At 39.8% G+C, this 17,266-nt stretch carries 18 protein-coding genes and 2 pseudogenes; 1 reads left to right on the forward strand and 19 read right to left on the reverse strand.

From position 1 onward, the window contains the following. Positions 1-87 precede the first annotated feature (87 nt). From MAQA_RS10750 to rpsF, 12 genes and pseudogenes are all read right to left on the reverse strand, one after another. On the reverse strand, positions 88-543 hold the full coding sequence (locus tag MAQA_RS10750) for a universal stress protein (RefSeq protein WP_036073860.1): 456 nt from the start codon (positions 541-543) through the stop codon (positions 88-90). Positions 544-646: 103 nt separating this feature from the next. Continuing rightward, on the reverse strand, positions 647-2,008 hold the full coding sequence (gene dnaB / locus MAQA_RS10755) for a replicative DNA helicase (protein WP_036073862.1): 1,362 nt from the start codon (positions 2,006-2,008) through the stop codon (positions 647-649). Positions 2,009-2,035: 27 nt separating this feature from the next. Beyond that, entirely contained in the window at positions 2,036-2,482 is a 447-nt protein-coding gene (gene rplI, locus MAQA_RS10760) for a 50S ribosomal protein L9 (RefSeq protein WP_036073864.1), read from the reverse strand. A 3-nt stretch (positions 2,483-2,485) separates the two neighbouring features. Next, a pseudogene (locus MAQA_RS10765) lies at positions 2,486-4,469 on the reverse strand (DHH family phosphoesterase). A 142-nt stretch (positions 4,470-4,611) separates the two neighbouring features. Beyond that, the gene (locus MAQA_RS10770; protein WP_036073870.1) at positions 4,612-5,340 is read right to left on the reverse strand and encodes a LytR/AlgR family response regulator transcription factor; all 729 of its coding nucleotides are present in this window, start codon (positions 5,338-5,340) and stop codon (positions 4,612-4,614) included. 18 nt (positions 5,341-5,358) lie between these two features. Beyond that, positions 5,359-6,675 (reverse strand): sensor histidine kinase, encoded by a 1,317-nt coding sequence (locus tag MAQA_RS10775; protein ID WP_036073873.1) that lies wholly within the window; start codon positions 6,673-6,675, stop codon positions 5,359-5,361. Positions 6,676-6,758: 83 nt separating this feature from the next. Next, on the reverse strand, positions 6,759-6,914 hold the full coding sequence (locus MAQA_RS10780) for a hypothetical protein (protein ID WP_036073874.1): 156 nt from the start codon (positions 6,912-6,914) through the stop codon (positions 6,759-6,761). Next, positions 6,898-7,272, reverse strand: coding sequence for an accessory gene regulator B family protein (locus MAQA_RS16660; RefSeq protein WP_241463209.1), 375 nt, complete (start codon positions 7,270-7,272; stop codon positions 6,898-6,900). The genes MAQA_RS10780 and MAQA_RS16660 overlap by 17 nt, the downstream gene beginning before the upstream one ends. A gap of 23 nt (positions 7,273-7,295) precedes the next feature. Then, positions 7,296-7,514, reverse strand: coding sequence for an accessory gene regulator B family protein (locus MAQA_RS16665; protein WP_241463210.1), 219 nt, complete (start codon positions 7,512-7,514; stop codon positions 7,296-7,298). Positions 7,515-7,736: 222 nt separating this feature from the next. Next, positions 7,737-7,976, reverse strand: a complete 240-nt coding sequence (gene rpsR, locus MAQA_RS10790; protein ID WP_036073876.1) for a 30S ribosomal protein S18 — start codon at positions 7,974-7,976, stop codon at positions 7,737-7,739. 60 nt (positions 7,977-8,036) lie between these two features. Further along, on the reverse strand, positions 8,037-8,546 hold the full coding sequence (ssb, locus tag MAQA_RS10795; RefSeq protein WP_036073878.1) for a single-stranded DNA-binding protein: 510 nt from the start codon (positions 8,544-8,546) through the stop codon (positions 8,037-8,039). 59 nt (positions 8,547-8,605) lie between these two features. Beyond that, complete coding sequence (gene rpsF / locus MAQA_RS10800) at positions 8,606-8,899, reverse strand: 30S ribosomal protein S6 (protein ID WP_036073880.1); 294 nt, start codon at positions 8,897-8,899, stop codon at positions 8,606-8,608. 547 nt (positions 8,900-9,446) lie between these two features. Here rpsF and MAQA_RS10805 point away from each other — a divergent pair. After that, positions 9,447-9,890, forward strand: a complete 444-nt coding sequence (locus tag MAQA_RS10805; protein ID WP_036073883.1) for a hypothetical protein — start codon at positions 9,447-9,449, stop codon at positions 9,888-9,890. Positions 9,891-9,933: 43 nt separating this feature from the next. On the opposite strand, the gene ahpF is transcribed toward MAQA_RS10805, so the two are convergent. The 7 genes and pseudogenes from ahpF to MAQA_RS10840 all read right to left on the reverse strand — a co-directional run bounded on the left by ahpF (position 9,934) and on the right by MAQA_RS10840 (position 17,057). After that, positions 9,934-11,460 (reverse strand): alkyl hydroperoxide reductase subunit F, encoded by a 1,527-nt coding sequence (gene ahpF / locus MAQA_RS10810; RefSeq protein WP_036073884.1) that lies wholly within the window; start codon positions 11,458-11,460, stop codon positions 9,934-9,936. A gap of 13 nt (positions 11,461-11,473) precedes the next feature. Continuing rightward, entirely contained in the window at positions 11,474-12,037 is a 564-nt protein-coding gene (ahpC, locus tag MAQA_RS10815; RefSeq protein WP_036073885.1) for an alkyl hydroperoxide reductase subunit C, read from the reverse strand. A 181-nt stretch (positions 12,038-12,218) separates the two neighbouring features. Further along, positions 12,219-12,887 (reverse strand): DedA family protein, encoded by a 669-nt coding sequence (locus MAQA_RS10820; protein WP_036073886.1) that lies wholly within the window; start codon positions 12,885-12,887, stop codon positions 12,219-12,221. Between the two features lie 291 nt (positions 12,888-13,178). Next, entirely contained in the window at positions 13,179-13,517 is a 339-nt protein-coding gene (locus MAQA_RS10825) for a DUF4064 domain-containing protein (RefSeq protein ID WP_036073888.1), read from the reverse strand. A 68-nt stretch (positions 13,518-13,585) separates the two neighbouring features. Beyond that, positions 13,586-14,318: pseudogene (locus MAQA_RS10830) on the reverse strand (glucosamine-6-phosphate deaminase). A 13-nt stretch (positions 14,319-14,331) separates the two neighbouring features. Further along, a complete protein-coding gene (locus MAQA_RS10835) occupies positions 14,332-15,138 on the reverse strand; it encodes a histidine phosphatase family protein (protein ID WP_036073890.1) in 807 nt (268 codons plus the stop codon). A 14-nt stretch (positions 15,139-15,152) separates the two neighbouring features. Next, a complete protein-coding gene (locus MAQA_RS10840; RefSeq protein WP_036073893.1) occupies positions 15,153-17,057 on the reverse strand; it encodes a beta-glucoside-specific PTS transporter subunit IIABC in 1,905 nt (634 codons plus the stop codon). Between the last annotated feature and the right edge of the window lie 209 nt (positions 17,058-17,266).

Below are 17,266 nucleotides of genomic sequence, written 5' to 3' on the forward strand. Positions count from 1 at the left end.
TGCCATACGCCCCTTTCTTGCCTATATCTCTTCCCATTATAAACGAAAAAGACAAGAAAGCTCGAGAACTCTTGTCTTTTCCTCCTATTATTTTTTTGAAATAGATTCCCGTTCCACTAAAACATCACAAGGTGCGTGGATGGTTACGTACGAAGCGACACTTCCTAAAAGCATCCGCGCAAGCCTTGACTGACCAACCGCCCCAACTACGATCAAGTCCGGGTGAAAATCCTCTTCAGCGATCTCTACGATCCGTGCTTTCGGCGAGCCATAAACCACTTCTGCGTTTACCTTGCTAAGTCCCATTTCCTCAGCTCGCTTTCGGTAATCCTCAAGTAATTGTTTCGAAGTTTCCGTAAATTGGTTAACCGTCGCGCCTCCGTCTGCTGCCGTAACATTTGCAAAATAAAGCGTATCGACCACATTGACAATCAAAAGTTCCGCGTGGTTGCGAAGCGCAACTTGAACTGCCTTGAAAAAAGCCGCTTCCCCGCTTTCCGACCCATCAACAGCCGTTAAAATTCGTCCATATTCTTTCATCATCAGCGTTCACCCCTTCAACTTTTGCATTCCCGCAAATCGAACTAAAAAAACCTATCTGTTTAAAGAGGATAAAATCGTCCTCCAGAAACAAATAGGTTTTTCGTTAAGCTCCCGGTGGCGCCATTGCATCATCATAACGCACTTCGAGATTAACAAATTTATTATATTCTTTCACAAAGGCCAGTTTCACGTCTCCAACCGGACCGTTACGCTGTTTCGCAATGATGATCTCAATCGTTCCATCATTTTCCCCTTCACGGTCATAGTAATCTTCACGATACAAAAACGCGACGATATCCGCATCTTGCTCGATCGAACCCGATTCCCGAATATCCGACATCATCGGCCGCTTATCTTGCCGTTGTTCCACACTCCGTGATAACTGCGAAAGCGCGATAACAGGAACCTCAAGTTCCCGTGCAAGCGCTTTGAGTGACCTTGAAATCTCAGAAACCTCTTGTTGTCTATTTTCGCCACTTCTACCACTACCTTGAATAAGTTGCAAATAGTCAATGACAATCATCCCGAGACCCGCTTCCTGTTTCAAACGGCGACACTTTGAACGAATTTCATTCACACGGACACCAGGTGTATCATCAATAAAGATCCCTGAATTCGAAAGCGTGCCCATCGCAATCGTAAGCTTCTGCCAATCATCATTCGTCAGTGACCCTGTCCGCAGATTCTGCGCATTGATATTTCCTTCCGCACAAAGCATCCGCATCACAAGCTGTTCAGCCCCCATTTCGAGACTGAAAATCGCCACATTCTCATCCGTTTTCGTCGCCACATTCTGCGCGATGTTTAACGCAAAAGCCGTTTTACCAACAGATGGTCGAGCTGCCACAATAATCAAGTCATTGCGCTGAAAACCCGCTGTCATATTGTCGAGCTCATGGAACCCCGTTGGAATCCCTGTGATATCGCCTTTACGATTATGCAGCATCTCGATATCATCATACGTCTTAACGAGAACATCTTTAATATTCTGGAACGCACCAACATTTTTCCGTTGTGACACTTCCAAAATACTTTTTTCCGCTTCATCCATGAGCGAATCCAGCTCATCCTCGCGCGAATAACCATCCGTTGCTATCTGCGTTGCCGTTCGAATCAAACGCCGTAAAAGCGCCTTGTCCTCGATAATATGCGCATAATATTCAAGGTTAGCCGCCGTCGGAACAGAACCCGCCAGTTCCGTCAAATAAGGCAATCCGCCTGCATCTTCAATCCGACCACTTGCAGAAAGCGTTTCATATACCGTAAGGACATCTACCGCTTTCCCGTGATCATTCAAATCGAGCATTGTCTCAAAAATCAATTGATGCGACTGCCGGTAAAAATCCTCCGGCATTAATATTTCAGAAGCCGTAATCAGGGCATTCGGTTCAAGAAAAATGGCACCGAGAACAGCTTTTTCTGCCTCCACATTTTGTGGCGGCGTACGATCTTGAAAAGTATCCACTGACACTACGCTCCCTTTCCAGCTAAATTATTCTTCTCCAACATGCACCTTGAGCGTCGCCATCACCTCATGATGCAATTTCACCGGAACATTCGTATACCCAAGTGAACGAATCGCATCAGGAAGCTCTAGTTTACGCTTATCAATTTTAATACCTTCTTCTTTTTGCAGAGCTTGAGCAATTTGTTTTGACGTAATCGAACCAAACAAGCGACCACCCTCACCAGATTTCGCTTTCAGTTCAACCGTTAGCCCTTCTAATTTCTCTTTAAGCGCCTTCGCTTCATCTAGCTCTTCTTGTGCTATCTTTTCTTCCTTTTTCTTCTGGCCGCGTAGGGCACTCATATTTTGTGAATTCGCCTCAGCCGCGTAACCATTTTTAATCAAAAAGTTTTGCGCATACCCATCCGCAACATCTTTTATTTCGCCTTTTTTCCCTTTACCTTTTACATCTTTCAAAAAAATAACTTTCATACCTCAAGTCTCTCCTTTCCAATAAGCGTCAATCGCCTCAATCAGTTCTTTCGTTGCTTCTTCAATTGTAACACCCTTAAGCTGCGTAGCGGCATTTGATAAATGTCCACCACCGCCAAGTTTTTCCATAATCACCTGAACATTAATTTCACCAAGTGATCTGGCGCTAATCCCAATCATCTTATCCGGTCTAAGCGTCACAACAAACGACGCCTCAACGCCTTCCATCGAAAGCATCGTATCCGCCGCTTGAGCAGCAATCACCGTGCCATAAACCTCATCCTCAGCACCTTTTGCGATCGCCATCCCATCATGATAGATCTCAAGCGCCTCAACTAAACTACTACGCTGTGCAAACGTCGCCAAATCTTCTTTCAAGAAATTTTGAACGAGCACCGTATCTGCTCCAAGCGAACGTAAATAACTAGCGGCATCAAACGTTCTCGATCCGGTCCGCAAAGTGAAATTTTTCGTATCCACAACGATTCCCGATAAGAGTGCCGTTGCTTCGATTTTGCCAACTTGTTCAAGATCTGGCTGATATTCAAACAGCTCCGTCACAAGCTCTGCAGTCGAAGAAGCATACGGTTCAATATAAACGAGTACAGGATTCTCGATAAACTCTTCAGAACGCCTGTGATGGTCGATCACGACCACATTCGAAGCTGACTCAAGCAATTCTTGATTGATTACCATTGACGGCTTATGCGTATCAACAATGACGAGCAAGCTTTTATTGGTAATATTTTCATTTGCTACTTGCGGCGTCACAATGTTTTTAATAACATTCGGATACTCTTCAATTTCGCTCATCAGCCGTTCAACATCCGGGCTCATCTTCCCTGGTTCCACAACCACATATGCACTGCGGTCGTTCATCTCAGCAATACGCATCACACCTAAGCTTGATCCGATGACATCCATATCTGGAAAGCGGTGCCCCATAACAAAAACTTGATCGCTTTGGCTAATCAGCTCTTGAAGCGCTTGCGAAATCACCCGCGCCCGAACCCGCGTCCGTTTTTCCATCGGATTGGTTTTCCCACCGTAGAAGCGCACGTGACCTTCTGGTTCCTTGATAACCACTTGGTCGCCGCCACGTCCTAATGCTAAATCAAGCCCAGATTGTGCAAGGTCAGCCAAATCAATCAAATCTTCTTCTCTGTGCCCGATACCAATACTCAGCGTTAATGGAATATTTTGTTTCGAAGTTCGCTCACGGATACGGTCAAGAATTTGAAATTTCTCTTCTTCTAATCTATCAAGCTTCTCTTCGTTCAAGAAAGCGATGAACCGATCAGCATTAATTCGCTTAAGGTAAATCCGCCTTTCTTGCGCCCAGTTTGTTAACATCGTCGTAACGAGACTATTCAAGCCACTTCTACGCCGATCATCCATCCCCTGCGCCCATTCATCGTAGTTATCCAGAAAAATAATCGCAAACACAGCTTTTTCTTCGCGATATTTGGTGTTGAGTTCATAATAATCCGTTCGGTCATAGAGATAAAGAATCCGCTCTTCTCGTTTAATGATCGTATCAAAGCGTCGATCTTTCCAACTGATTGTCTGGATACCTTCCTTGCCTTCTTCTTTAATGACAGAAAGGAATTCCGGTCCCACTTCTTCGAGGGAGTCGCCGATAACGCTTTTGTTATCAAAATACTTTGTCATGAACGGATTAACCCATTGAATATTATAATTTTCATCATACAGCATAATCCCCATCGGCATTTCAACGAGTGCATCTTCCTCACTTCGCTTAATCCGGTAGGTTAAATTAGAAACATAATTCTGCACATCCTGGTTCAAGCGGTGTTCAAAGTAAAACATCGCTGTAATCAGCACGATACCAGCTACAAAAATAACAATGGAGAGCCACCAAGCGTAAAAAAAAGGTGATGACACACAGAATAATGGTCGCAGCAATTAAGCCATATAATGGATATTTAAGCATTCTTTTTTTCAAAAAAAGCTCTGCATGTTCCATTCAGCTCCCTGTTCATTAATGAAATCTTTCATTCAGTCCAAAATTACAGTTACTCATCTTACCATTTTACCTTTTCTCTCCGCAAGATTCAAATAATGTAAAAAGAGCCGGTTCTATTTGAAAAAATAGATGCGGCCCTTTACTACAACTGAAGTCCCTTAATTAATTTATTTGACGCAATACATTCTTCACCATTTACCATCGTAATTGTCCCCGTTTTCATGTCCACCTCACTAATATTATCTTTATTGACAAGGAAAGACCGGTGACACCTATAAAAGGGTTCCCCCAAGCTATTTTCAATTTGCTTTAATTTGGCATAAAATTCAACTTGCCGATTCTTGCTATGCATAACAACCCTGTGAGTTTTAGGTGATGTTTCAAAAAAGAGAATATCCTCCATTTTTTCATGAATAACTTTTTTATCTGAAACATGAAATGTAAAATAGTTACTCGTATTCGAGTCATCCTCCAGCCTTTCCTGAACACTTTCCAAGCAAGCCCGAACACGTTCTTTCACATCCGAAAGATTATCCTTCACAATGTAGTCCATTGCTTCGATTTTATACGTAAAAGTCAAATAAGTCATTTCAGCATGCGTTGTAAAGAAAACAATAAAGCCACGTGGGTCCAACTTGCGAATTTCTTTGGCCAACTCAAATCCATTAAAGTCCAGATGATTCAAATCAATATCAAGGAAATAAAGCCCTAATCCCATTTTCTTTTGAACAGCTTCCAAAACTTCATCTGGATTTCCTGAGGCAATTTCAACTTCCATATCATAATGTTCAAACATAATTGCATCATTGATATATCCAACAAGCCGTTCTCGTTGAATCTTATTATCTTCACAAACAAAAATCGGAAGCATAATAATCTCCCCGCTTTTCTACATGATTTCTAGTTCCTGAATAAACTCTTGCTTCTCTTCATCCAATTTCGTATCAAGAGCAGCGTTTGAATATTCTTGTAATGTCCCTCTCAGACTAGACAAACCTATTCCTCGATTTGTCCCCTTAGTTGAAAATCCATCTTCAAAAATCTTATATACAGGCGGCATGTTCTTCGGAATACTATTCGCAAATATCATCGTCGTTGCCTCTTCTCTTTTAAAAATAGCAATCCGAATAACTGGCTTTTCACTACCGATCGCAGCTTCCACCGCATTATCTAATAAAATCCCTGCCACTTTACAAAGATCAACACTTGGCATATTAATGGAATCGATCTCTTCCGTCACTTCTACACCCACATCAATATTCAATTCTTGCGCCCGAATCAATTTGATAGCAAGCAAACCCTTTAGTTCTGTAACATGAATATTTTGCAATGCAGAGATCCGGTAATCATTGGTTTCAATCTGTTGGTTAATGGGCACGATATTTTTCTCAAAGTACTTTTTAAGACCTTCCATGTCATTTTCATCAATATAACCAGCCATGCTTGATAAAATATTAATATAATCGTGCCGAAAAACACGCATTTCATTGTGTAACTCTTCAAGCGTGGATGTATATTCTTGAAGTTGCGCGAATTGTTCTTGTTGATTTTTCATTTTAATTTCCTGAACAGCTGATTGTAGTACCAAATATAGCATACCAATCAAAATCGCAAAATAAGCTAGAAAAATAATGGTGTTTAAGCGAACAATTTCTTGGACAAAACCATCCGCTGCACTGAAGAAAATATTTAAATGATAAATTAACAGAGTCAGCAAAATGATCGCTACCGTTATAAAACCATATTTTTTCTGATTAATATAGGAATATAGATCCCATCTGTTTACAAATTTTCTAAGAATGAATGCCATTAAACAAGCTATTAACATCATGCTTATCGCATAACCAATTGTAGTGTACAAGCGCCTATACAATTCATCTCCAAAGAAATGGAAGATTATCAAAAAAACATTATTAAATAAATAATCACTTAAAATAGAAATAATAAATGTTAACGACGCAATCGTTACAGAAAGGAAAATCGTTTGCTTTTTGTACAGCAAGGCTAAAACATAGATGGCTATGGTAAGTAGATTAACCCAATATGAGATCACAAGAAATAGAGGGATTGCAACTATAGTAGTTACTAAAACTACAAAACCCTCTAGCCAACTAAATATACACCTAGTTAAGATTTGAACGACAATGAAAAAGCCGATTGTTTGAATTGAAATGGCTAATAATAAATTAAACGTAGTAGAATCCATCGATGGCCTCCGCATTCGAGATACTTCAATATCAAAACTATCTTAACACATTTTTTCCATTGTCGAAATCCTTTTAAATTATTTTATTTTTTCTTTTCAAGTTTGTTTACAAGTGGATTTTTCGGTTCATAGGTAACACCAAAACAAGATTTTTTCATAGAAGTATCTGCGATCTTAAATGCTTTATCTTCCAATTTTCCCCCTACAAGCTTCATTACTTTGTTATTCATAAATTTCATAGTTATTTCTCCTCCTATTGAGTAATTTATAAGTTATTGGGTGTATACACACCATTTGATAAAACGCTCCAAACATGATGAGTGTCTTTACTTCTGGAATTGGGACAAGGAGCGCTATAATCATCAAAAATAATGCACTTAGCACGGCTTTGTTTCTAAGCTGTTTCCTATTCCCTTCTCCTAAAAGCGGCAAACTCTCTGTATCAGCTGGCGCGTACCAAAACATATTGAGCGCAATAATTGCGAAAACAAGTACGACGATCCAATTTGAAGATGAAACGTGCTGCAAGAAAAATGGCGCCAGTACAAACGCAACTAAGCTAGCAAGCGTACAGTTTAAACTCTTAATCGCATGCAATCCAAATGAATAACGCCTCACAATCAAAAAAAGAAAAAATGAACAATCAGCGTTTCAAAAAACACGCCCATGAGAAGGGAAACTAAGTAAACTAAACCGATTTTCATCGTGTTAATTAAAATAACTTCCATTCCGTATTTTACTTTTTCGTAGCTTTCTTCATCTTCTTGAAAACGTTCTTTTGAGATGAGCTTCTCCGCAATTCTTTCTGTTAGAGGAACTTTGTTCACTAAACTGCTCAAATTTTTCACCTCCATCTCTATTTTACAACGAAATAAGCAATTATAACCAAAAATGTAGTGAAATGTCTATTTTTGGTCGCGAATGACCAAAAAATGCCATTTTTTCCAATTTTTTTACATAGTATTTTCAATATTCGATTTAAAATACAAACAAATTTACCTTCTAATAAAAAAACTGGCTTTGGATTTTCTGTAAATCCAAAGCCAGTTTGACTTGTATGCTTATTTTTCTTCCGCAACAAATGGAAGTAGTGCCATTTGACGAGCACGTTTAATAGCAACTGTTAATTTACGTTGGTATTTCGCACTTGTACCTGTTACACGACGAGGTAAAATTTTACCACGTTCTGAAACGAATTTTTTTAGTAATTCAACATCTTTATAATCGATGTGTGTGATTCCGTTAGCCGTAAAATAACAAACCTTTTTACGACGACGTCCGCCTCTGCGTCCTCCAGCCATGTTTTTCTCCTCCTATCTCTCAATAAAATCTATTTGCGCATTGTTTTGCCTCTTCTCAAATTAGAATGGAAGATCGTCATCCGAGATGTCGATCGGTTTCCCATCACTTGCGAATGGATCATTATTTGCGCGATCATAACTTTGAGATGAAGATTGCTGGTTCTGATTGTATCCACCGCCAGCGTTATTATTGCTATATCCACCACCGGAATTTCCTTGGTAGCCACCGTTTCCGCCATTATGCGTCGCGTTTTTAGGCTCTAGGAATTGAACACTTTCAGCAACCACTTCTGTTACATAGACACGTTTTCCATCTTGACCTTCATAATTCCGAGTTTGAACTCGACCATCAACGCCTGCTAAACTTCCTTTTTTAAGGAAATTCGCTACGTTTTCAGCTGGTTTTCGCCAAACTACGCAATTAATGAAATCGGCCTCCCGCTCTCCTTGCTGATTCGTAAAAGTACGGTTAACAGCAAGTGTAAACGTTGCAACAGCAACACCTGCTGGAGTATAACGAAGTTCAGGGTCTCTGGTTAAACGGCCTACTAACACCACACGATTCATCATACAGAACCAACCTCCTCTCGTTTAATGGAATCAAAGGGCAAGCCCTTCGAAAATAGGTCTTATTCTTCTTCTTTAACAACGATATGACGAATAATGTCATCCGTAATTTTAGCGATACGATCGAATTCGTTAATACCATCTGCATTTTCAGCAGAGATTTTCACGATGTGGTAAATTCCATCATTGAAGTCTTGGATTTCATAAGCCAAGCGACGTTTACCCCATTCTTTTGATTCGATGATCTCAGCTCCGTTCGAAGTTAAGATTCCGTCAAAACGTTCTACCAACGCTTTTTTCTCATCTTCCTCGATATTCGGACGAATGATGTAGTTAATCTCGTAATTTTTAGCCATCTACTTTACACCTCCTTGTGGTCTTAGCGGCTCTGATGCGAAAAATCGCATCCTCATCGTTTTAAAGTGTATCACTCCTCTGCGATAAGAACGAGCAAGGAATAATTTATAATTACTCACAATAACAAATTATACCACAGGAGTAGACTTGCTTCAAACATTTTCTTGAACATTTTCGGCCCAACAACCGTTCTCCTTTTTTAAGTATTCATTTAGCTTCTATTTGTGAACTTTTTGTGACAGTTTCTTGCATATAGCCGCATACAAAATAAGCTTTTTATGCAATAAATGTATAATTAGAATTCTCCCGTTTTTATATGCTAGTTTTTTCAGTACTTAGAACTATTTGTCTAATTATCTCATAATTGAATACTCCTCCGAAAACAGCAAATCACTCTCCTGCACTGAGAGTCAGATTATGTTAAAATTTGAAAGCAGCTTATTTTGCGGAGGTCTATACTTTTGAGAAATTTGTACTTATTAGCTATTTTATTTTCATTGCTTTTCTTTGTCGGCGCTCTTTGCTTACAAAAAAAAAGAAGATGTCGTGACACAGAAATCTTATGACGCTTTTTCTATTGATCGCCTTAAAAATATGTTATCAACAGATCATGTTAGCATTAGTCCTGCCTCTATTAATTTAACAGGCAATCAACTTTATTTTAATATTCCACTTTCTTTGAGCCCCAACCTCTATAAGCAGATGGCTTCTGTGGAACATTTCGGAATGCAAGTTGAGCTACCACATGATATTTATATACTTAGCACACTAGAGGAAGCCTCCCTATCCGTTGCCTCTCAAGATATTCGCTATACTGACAAACACTTTCTTGAGGTTTCTTTTAAAGTTCCCTTAAACCATTCTGTCCTTGCTTCAAAAGAATTCACTAGTTTACTACAAAATAATTTAAAACTCCATTTAAGCTTTACTAACGCCGAAAACAAACCTATTGCTTCATTTCGTGATATTGAAACAGAATTTACTTCCTAACAAAAAAGCCGAAAGGAGAAACTCCTTTCGGCTAGCTGAATCTTCAATTCCGAATCAAATAGTCAAATGCACCTAAACTTGCTGTTGCACCCGATCCCATTGAAATGATAATTTGTTTATAAGCGCTGTCTGTGCAATCTCCGGCCGCAAAAACGCCTGGAACATTCGTTGCACCGCGTTTATCAACAACGATTTCTCCTGTTTTGGCTCGCTCTACAGTGCCTTCAAGCCATTCTGTATTTGGTACAAGACCGATTAGAATGAATACACCTTCTAAATCGAGGTGAACTTCCTCATTTGTTTCACGGTCAACGTAAGTAAGTCCGTTTACTTTTTCAGTACCTGTAATTTCTTTTGTTTGAACATTCGTAAGTACAGTAACATTTGGAAGCGAATGAAGCCGCTCTTGTAGAATTTTATCTGCTTTTAATTCCGACATGAACTCAAGAACGGTAACATGGTTAACGAGTCCAGCAAGATCAATTGCTGCTTCAATTCCGGAATTCCCACCGCCTACTACGGCAACATTTTTTCCTGCAAAAAGTGGTCCATCACAGTGCGGACAATAAGCCACACCTTTGTTTTTGAATTCTTTTTCGCCTGGAACATTAATATTCCGCCATCTCGCACCAGTTGAAAGAATAACGGTTTTGCTTTTTAGCACGGCCCCATTGTTTAGCGTGATTTCAGCTAGCTCTTTTTTCTCAAGCTTCGCTGCACGAACGGTTTTCATTACATCTACGTCGTATTCATTGACGTGTTCTTCAACTGTCCGCATGAGTTCAGGACCTTCAATGTACTTCGTCCCAATCACATTTTCAATCCCCAAGGTTTCTAGAACTTGTCCGCCGAAGGTTTCTGCGACGATCCCTGTTCTAATGCCTTTACGGGCAGCATAAATAGCTGCACTTGCTCCAGCAGGTCCACCACCTACGACAAGAACGTCATAAGGATCTTTACCTTCAAATTCGGAAATATCAGCCACTCCAACTATTTTTTCAAGAATCTGTTCAATCGTCATGCGACCATTGCTAAATTCTTCTCCGTTAAGAAAAACGGTCGGAACGCCCATCACATTTTTGGCTTCGATTTCAGGTTGGAACATGCCACCTTCAATCATCGTATGTGAAATAGATGGGTTAAGTACGCTCATAATGTTTAAAGCTTGAACAACATCTGGACAATTATGGCAAGATAAGCTGACATAGGTTTCAAAATGAAGTTCTTCTTTAATTGATTTAATTTGTTTAACTACTTTTTCAGAAACTTTTGGTGCACGTCCACTCACTTGAAGTAAAGCGAGTACAAGTGATGTGAATTCGTGACCAAGTGGAATGCCTGAGAAGACAATTCCTGATTCCTGATCTTTTTGGTCTACGCTAAAACTTGGCTTGCGGCTAAATGCGCCTTCAGTCATTGTAATTTTAGGAGACATTGCTGTGATTTCTTCGACGAAATCGGATAACTTTTTCGAGTTTTCACTAGCATCCAAGCCGACACGTAAAACTAAATCGCCTTCTAGGAGCTCTAGATACCCAGCTAGTTGTTTTTTAATTTCTGCATCCAACATATTTTTGCGCTCCTTAAATTTTTCCTACAAGGTCAAGACTTGGCGTTAAAGTTTCTTCCCCTTCTTTCCATTTCGCAGGGCAAACTTCACCAGGATGTTTACGCACATATTGGGCAGCTTTTACTTTATCAATCAATGTACTTGCATCACGTCCGATTCCATCTGCATTGATTTCAACTGTCTGAACAATGCCATCTGGATCAATAATGAATGTTCCACGGTTAGATAGTCCTTCTTCTTCATCAAGCACATCAAAGATTTCGGAAATCTTATGCGACGGATCTCCTACCATAATGTAATTAATTTTATTAATGACATCTGAGGAATCGTGCCAAGCTTTATGTGTGAAGTGTGTATCTGTGGATACAGAATAAACTTCAACACCTAATGATTGAAGTGTTTCATATTGATCTTGCAAATCCCCAAGTTCTGTCGGGCAAACAAAAGAAAAATCAGCTGGATAGAAACAAACTACGCTCCATTTTCCTTTTAAATCTTCAGAAGATACATCAATAAATTCACCTTTATGATATGCTTTTGCTGTAAATTCCTCGACTTCTTTTCCAATTAATGACATTTAAAATTCCTCCTTCAAGTTATCTATAGGATGCAAAGTAACCCTTTACTCCTTTATTATCGTGAATTTAGAAAGCAATGTCAACTGTTAATTAAAGTATTTATTAAATTATAATTACTATCAAGTGAAATCGGATACAAGAAAAGCAAATTCCAGAATTGGAACTTGCTTTTTCGAACGATTATTTTTGTTTGGTTCCTTTCTTTGCAAGCTTTGCGCGCAAGAAAGAAACAAACATCGGGATGAGTGATACGATGATAATTCCAATGACAACAATTGAGAAATTCTCTTTGACAATGGGAATATTCCCGAAGAAATAGCCACCAAGTGTACAAAGGAGCACCCACACGGTTGCACCTAAAAGATTGTAATTGAGGAAATAACGATAATTCATTCGGCTTGCTCCAGCTACAAATGGCGCGAATGTGCGGATAAATGGCATAAAACGAGCAATGAAAATCGTTTTCCCGCCATGTTTATTAAAGAAGGCTTCAGCTTTTTCCATTTTTTCTCGGTTAATAATTTTACCAAACCAGCTACCTTCTGGAATGCTTGTTCCGATTTTTTTACCGATATGATAGTTGACGGTATCGCCTAACACTGCAGCCAGCCAAAGAACAATGACAAGCGGGACGATTTTTAAAATAAATCCGTCTAAGACCGCTAGCGCCCCTGCTGCGAATAGTAATGAATCTCCCGGCAAAAACGGGAAAATAACAAGTCCAGTTTCAACAAAGACAATAATAAATAAAATAACATATGTCCAAATGCCAAATGTATTAATAATTTCTACTAAATGCTCATCAATATGCAAGATAAAACTAATTAACCAAGAGATAAAATCTACCAAGCCTTCACTTCCTTTTCATGTATTGTGTCCATTTTAACATAGCTTTTTCCAAAATTTATCATTCTTAGGTGTGATTTAACGAAATTTTAACAAACGTTAATAATGGTATAGCATTTTACAATTGTCAATAAATTGCCACATTTTTTCGCATCAAAACGTGGTATGATAGATACACAGGATTTTACTGTAATATAATTCATTCGAAGAAAAATAACGTCTTACAGGCACAAGACGTTATTTTTTTGCGCAAAAAAGAGAGGCACGCCAGAGTGGCGCACCTCTCTTTTGATTTTACTCTTCACCAAGCGCGATTTCTTCTTGGTTGATTAAAGCGATTAAACCGCCTAGGCCTAGAAGCATGATTGGGACTAGGAACATTACCGAAACGGACATTGTTCCACCAATCGCTGCAGCAATCATGAATACTGCCCCCATACGCGGTTTGTGAGCTACAACGAATGAGCCAACAAGACCAAGAATAGAAAGAATAAGCGTACCAGCTGTTAGTAGGTAGAAGAAAAACGATTCTTCTTCTAAAGCTTGTGAAATGCCAGGGATAGTAAGTACCATTAAACTAAAAGCAATGGCGAGCGCTGACCCCAAAAAGCCAAGTAATCCTTCTAATTTCATAAATAACTCTCCTTTTTTATGCTTTTATTCTATGTTACCACCTCTCCTGCAAGAAAACAATAAAACGCCTACATTTTAAGAAAAGCTTGGATTTCGCTCGCTGCCTCTTCATCTAGTACAACGGTCAGATTAGGATGCATTTGTAAAATAGAAGACGGATGTTCATTCGTAACGGGCCCAAAAAATGCTTTTCGAATAGTTGCAGCTTTTTTTTCGCCCATTTGCAAACAACACAATTCGTCTACTTTTCATGACGCTTTTCGGCCCCATTGTGACGTAAAAATCAGGAATTTTAGATTCATCTCCACCGACTTCACCGATCATCACTTCACGCATGCCAGGCGTTGCATCACTTTCAACACGTGATGTCGCGCACTCAAATCGTGTGGTTCCTGGAAGATTCCCACAAAAATGACCATCTTCGCCGATGCCAAGTAAAATCAAATCTAGTCCGCCATCTGCTGCAATTCGCGCATCTTGATTTTCGTAATTTTTTTCATCAAGAACATGGATGTTGGCTGGGTCAATTTTAGCTGGGCTAAAGAATAGATCATTTAAATGCGACATTGTCACGCCAAATTCTGCCCCTTTCACAGGGATCTCATCAAAGTTATAATAATGCACATTATTCAAATATGATTTATTTCGAACAGCTTCTGCCAAGTACTCATACATTTTAACGGGAGTGCTCCCAGCTGTGATCGCCAGATTGACTCGTTTTTCTTGCAACATTTCCCCAAGCAAAATATGTTCGGTTGTTTTACTCATCGCGTCATAATCTCGTTCCACAATTATTTTCATCTTGTTGCCTCCTCTACTTTTCTGATTCGCCCTTTTCGACGTAGCTCATATCATTGATCGATTCAACATGGAACTTTCCATCTTTATAGCGAATTTTCGTCACGCTGGCATTTTCAAACGGCGCCCCGTGATAATCATCTGTTAAAGTCGAAACTAAAGCTCCAATTGCCATCCCATGACTCACTAGCAACACATTTCCGCCACCTTTGTCGGCTTGTTTTTTGGCAATTTTAGTGAGCTCCTGCTGCATTCTTGTTTGAACCACCGGGTAAGTCTCGGCCATGCCTGTATCATCCAAGTTTTGCAACTTTTCAAGACACTGCTCAATAGTGATTTTTTGCTCCGAAACAGCTTTCATAAGAGCTGGCTGATCTGGATAACCTAACTGTTTGGCGATATCGCCCCACATATTTGCATCCAGATCGCCTTCGTATTTTCCAAAGCAAACTTCACGTAGTTTCTTGCTTTCATTCAACTTCAAATTCTTTTGTCCTTGTGTTCCCAAAACGGCTTCCGCGGTTTCGCGTGCTCTTCCCGAATCACTTGAATAAACTGCGTCAAAATGAGTTTCTTTCAGGCCTTTACCAAGTTGTTTTGCGACTTCTGTTCCGGAATCAACGAGCGGTGAATCAGCAAATCCTTGAACTCGCTTTTCTTGATTCAACATGGTTTTCCCGTGGCGCGTCACATAGATCACAACGTCTTTATCAGCTTTTTTAGAAGCAATAGTATCTTTAGCTGCTTGTCCCGAACCGCATCCAGATAAAATGAGTAGTACACTCACACAAGCTATCCAAACTTTTCCCATTTTTTTCTTCATTTTATAAGCTCCTTTTATATGACAAGTGTGATTAGGCGGTCGCCTACTTTAACATTTTGGTCATCTACCACTAAAATATCCAAATATTTATCCGAATTCGTGATAATCACTGGTGTTGTTACATCATAACCAGCGGCTGTAATTTTCTCGATATCAAATTCTGAAAGTAGCTCGCCTGCTTCAACACGATCACCTTGCTTAATGTGTGTTGTAAAATGTTCACCGTTTAATTGAACGGTATTTAATCCAATGTGGATGAGCACTTCCGCGCCTTCATCAGTTTTAATGCCAATTGCATGCCCAGTTGGGAATACGGTTGTCGCCACACCACTTGCTGGAGCAAAAACTTTACCTGCTTGCGGTTTTATGGCGGTTCCTTTTCCGAGGGCACCAGATGCAAAGGCCTCATCTGGCACTTCAGCTAAAGTGATGACTTCGCCTTCCATTGGACTTACCAAAATTTCTCGCTCAATAAGGGTTTCGGTTTCACGGTTTCCTGCTTCTGTTTCAGCTTTTGCGTTGGCTGGATCTTTAAATCCAAAAATCAACGTGAGCACGGCGCCGATGATAAATGCTACAACGATCGCAATAATCACCATCAGCACGCTGAACCCGATTGATCCACCCGGTTTGAAGAAGTTTGGAATACCGAAAATACCAAGACCACCCATGATATAAGATTTTACGTGCGCCCCGCCAATAATCGCGCCACCAATGGCACCACCGATACAACTCATAATGAATGGTTTTTTAAGCGGTAGTGTAACCCCATAAATTGCAGGTTCGGTCACCCCGAAAATACCCGAAATGAAGGCAGGAACACTAAGAGATTTTAATTTTTCGTTTTTCGACTTGATCATAACTGCGAGTACCGCACCAATTTGAGCGAAGGATGCCGCGAAACTCATCGCCAAGATTGGATCAAAGTGCATTTGTGCCAAGTTGTTCATTGCGATTGGAATAAGTCCCCAGTGCAAGCCGAAGATAACAAAGACTTGCCAGAAGCCACCCAGTAAAAGGCCGGCTATGATTGGGCTCAAATTGTAAACCCAGATGGTTGCTGCGCCTAGCAATTGTCCAGCCCAAGTTGCGATTGGACCAATGATTAGGAAGGTTAGTGGTACAACGATCAAAAGAGTAAAAAATGGCACTAAGAAAGTTTTGACTACATCTGGAATGATTTTTTTCATCAAGTTTTCAACTTTTGAACTGAACCAAATGGCAATCAAAATTGGGATAACGGAAGAAGCGTAGCTCATCAAAATGACAGGGATTCCAAGAAAGGTCACATGAATTGGTGAAGCGATGACTGTGCCTTCAAAGAGTGTATAAAGCGGTTTTCCTGCCATAATTCCTGCAAGTGTCGGGTAAACCATCGACGCCCCGATGGCCATCCCCACAAAAATGTTCGAACCGAATTTCTTACTTGCTGTATAGCCAAGGAAGATTGGGAAGAAGTTGAACAAGCTATCTCCGACTGCATAAAGGATCTGATAAGTTCCTGATTGCTCGGTTAACCATCCAAACGCAAGGAACATAGCAGCAAAGCCTTTAATCATACCAGTTGCAGCTAAAACACCGAGAACAGGCGTAAATACACCCGAAATAAAGTCAATGAAACGGTTGAAGATATTTCCTGTTGATTTTTCTTCGCCAGCATTTTCTGGATTGATGCCAGCTATTTCAATAAACGTGCTATAAACATCTGGAACGTTATTTCCGATAACTACTTGATACTGACCGCCACTTTGTACGACGGAAACGACACCATCTAAAGCTTTAATTTTTTCAGTATTGGCAATTTTCTCATCTTTAAGTTTAAACCTTAGCCGTGTTACGCAGTGAAACACGCTATTGATATTCTCGACACCTCCGACATTTTCTAAGATGTCCTTTGCGAGTGCTTCATACTTTTTCATCTCTTGAACCATCCTTTCTTATTTTTGGGCAAAAGAAAAACCTAAACTCATCCGAGGAATGTGCGTCAGAAAACGACACAAAAATTCCCACAAATCAGTTTAGGTTTTGCCCAAAATTGGTAACAATCCTTTTTGATAATCCAACTATATCATATGTGTAAAACGCTTTCAATATTTTTTCGATTTATTTTCGAATTTTTAAAGGGTGA

The sequence above is a fragment of the Listeria aquatica FSL S10-1188 genome, from assembly GCF_000525795.1.
GTDB classification, from domain to species: domain Bacteria; phylum Bacillota; class Bacilli; order Lactobacillales; family Listeriaceae; genus Listeria; species Listeria aquatica.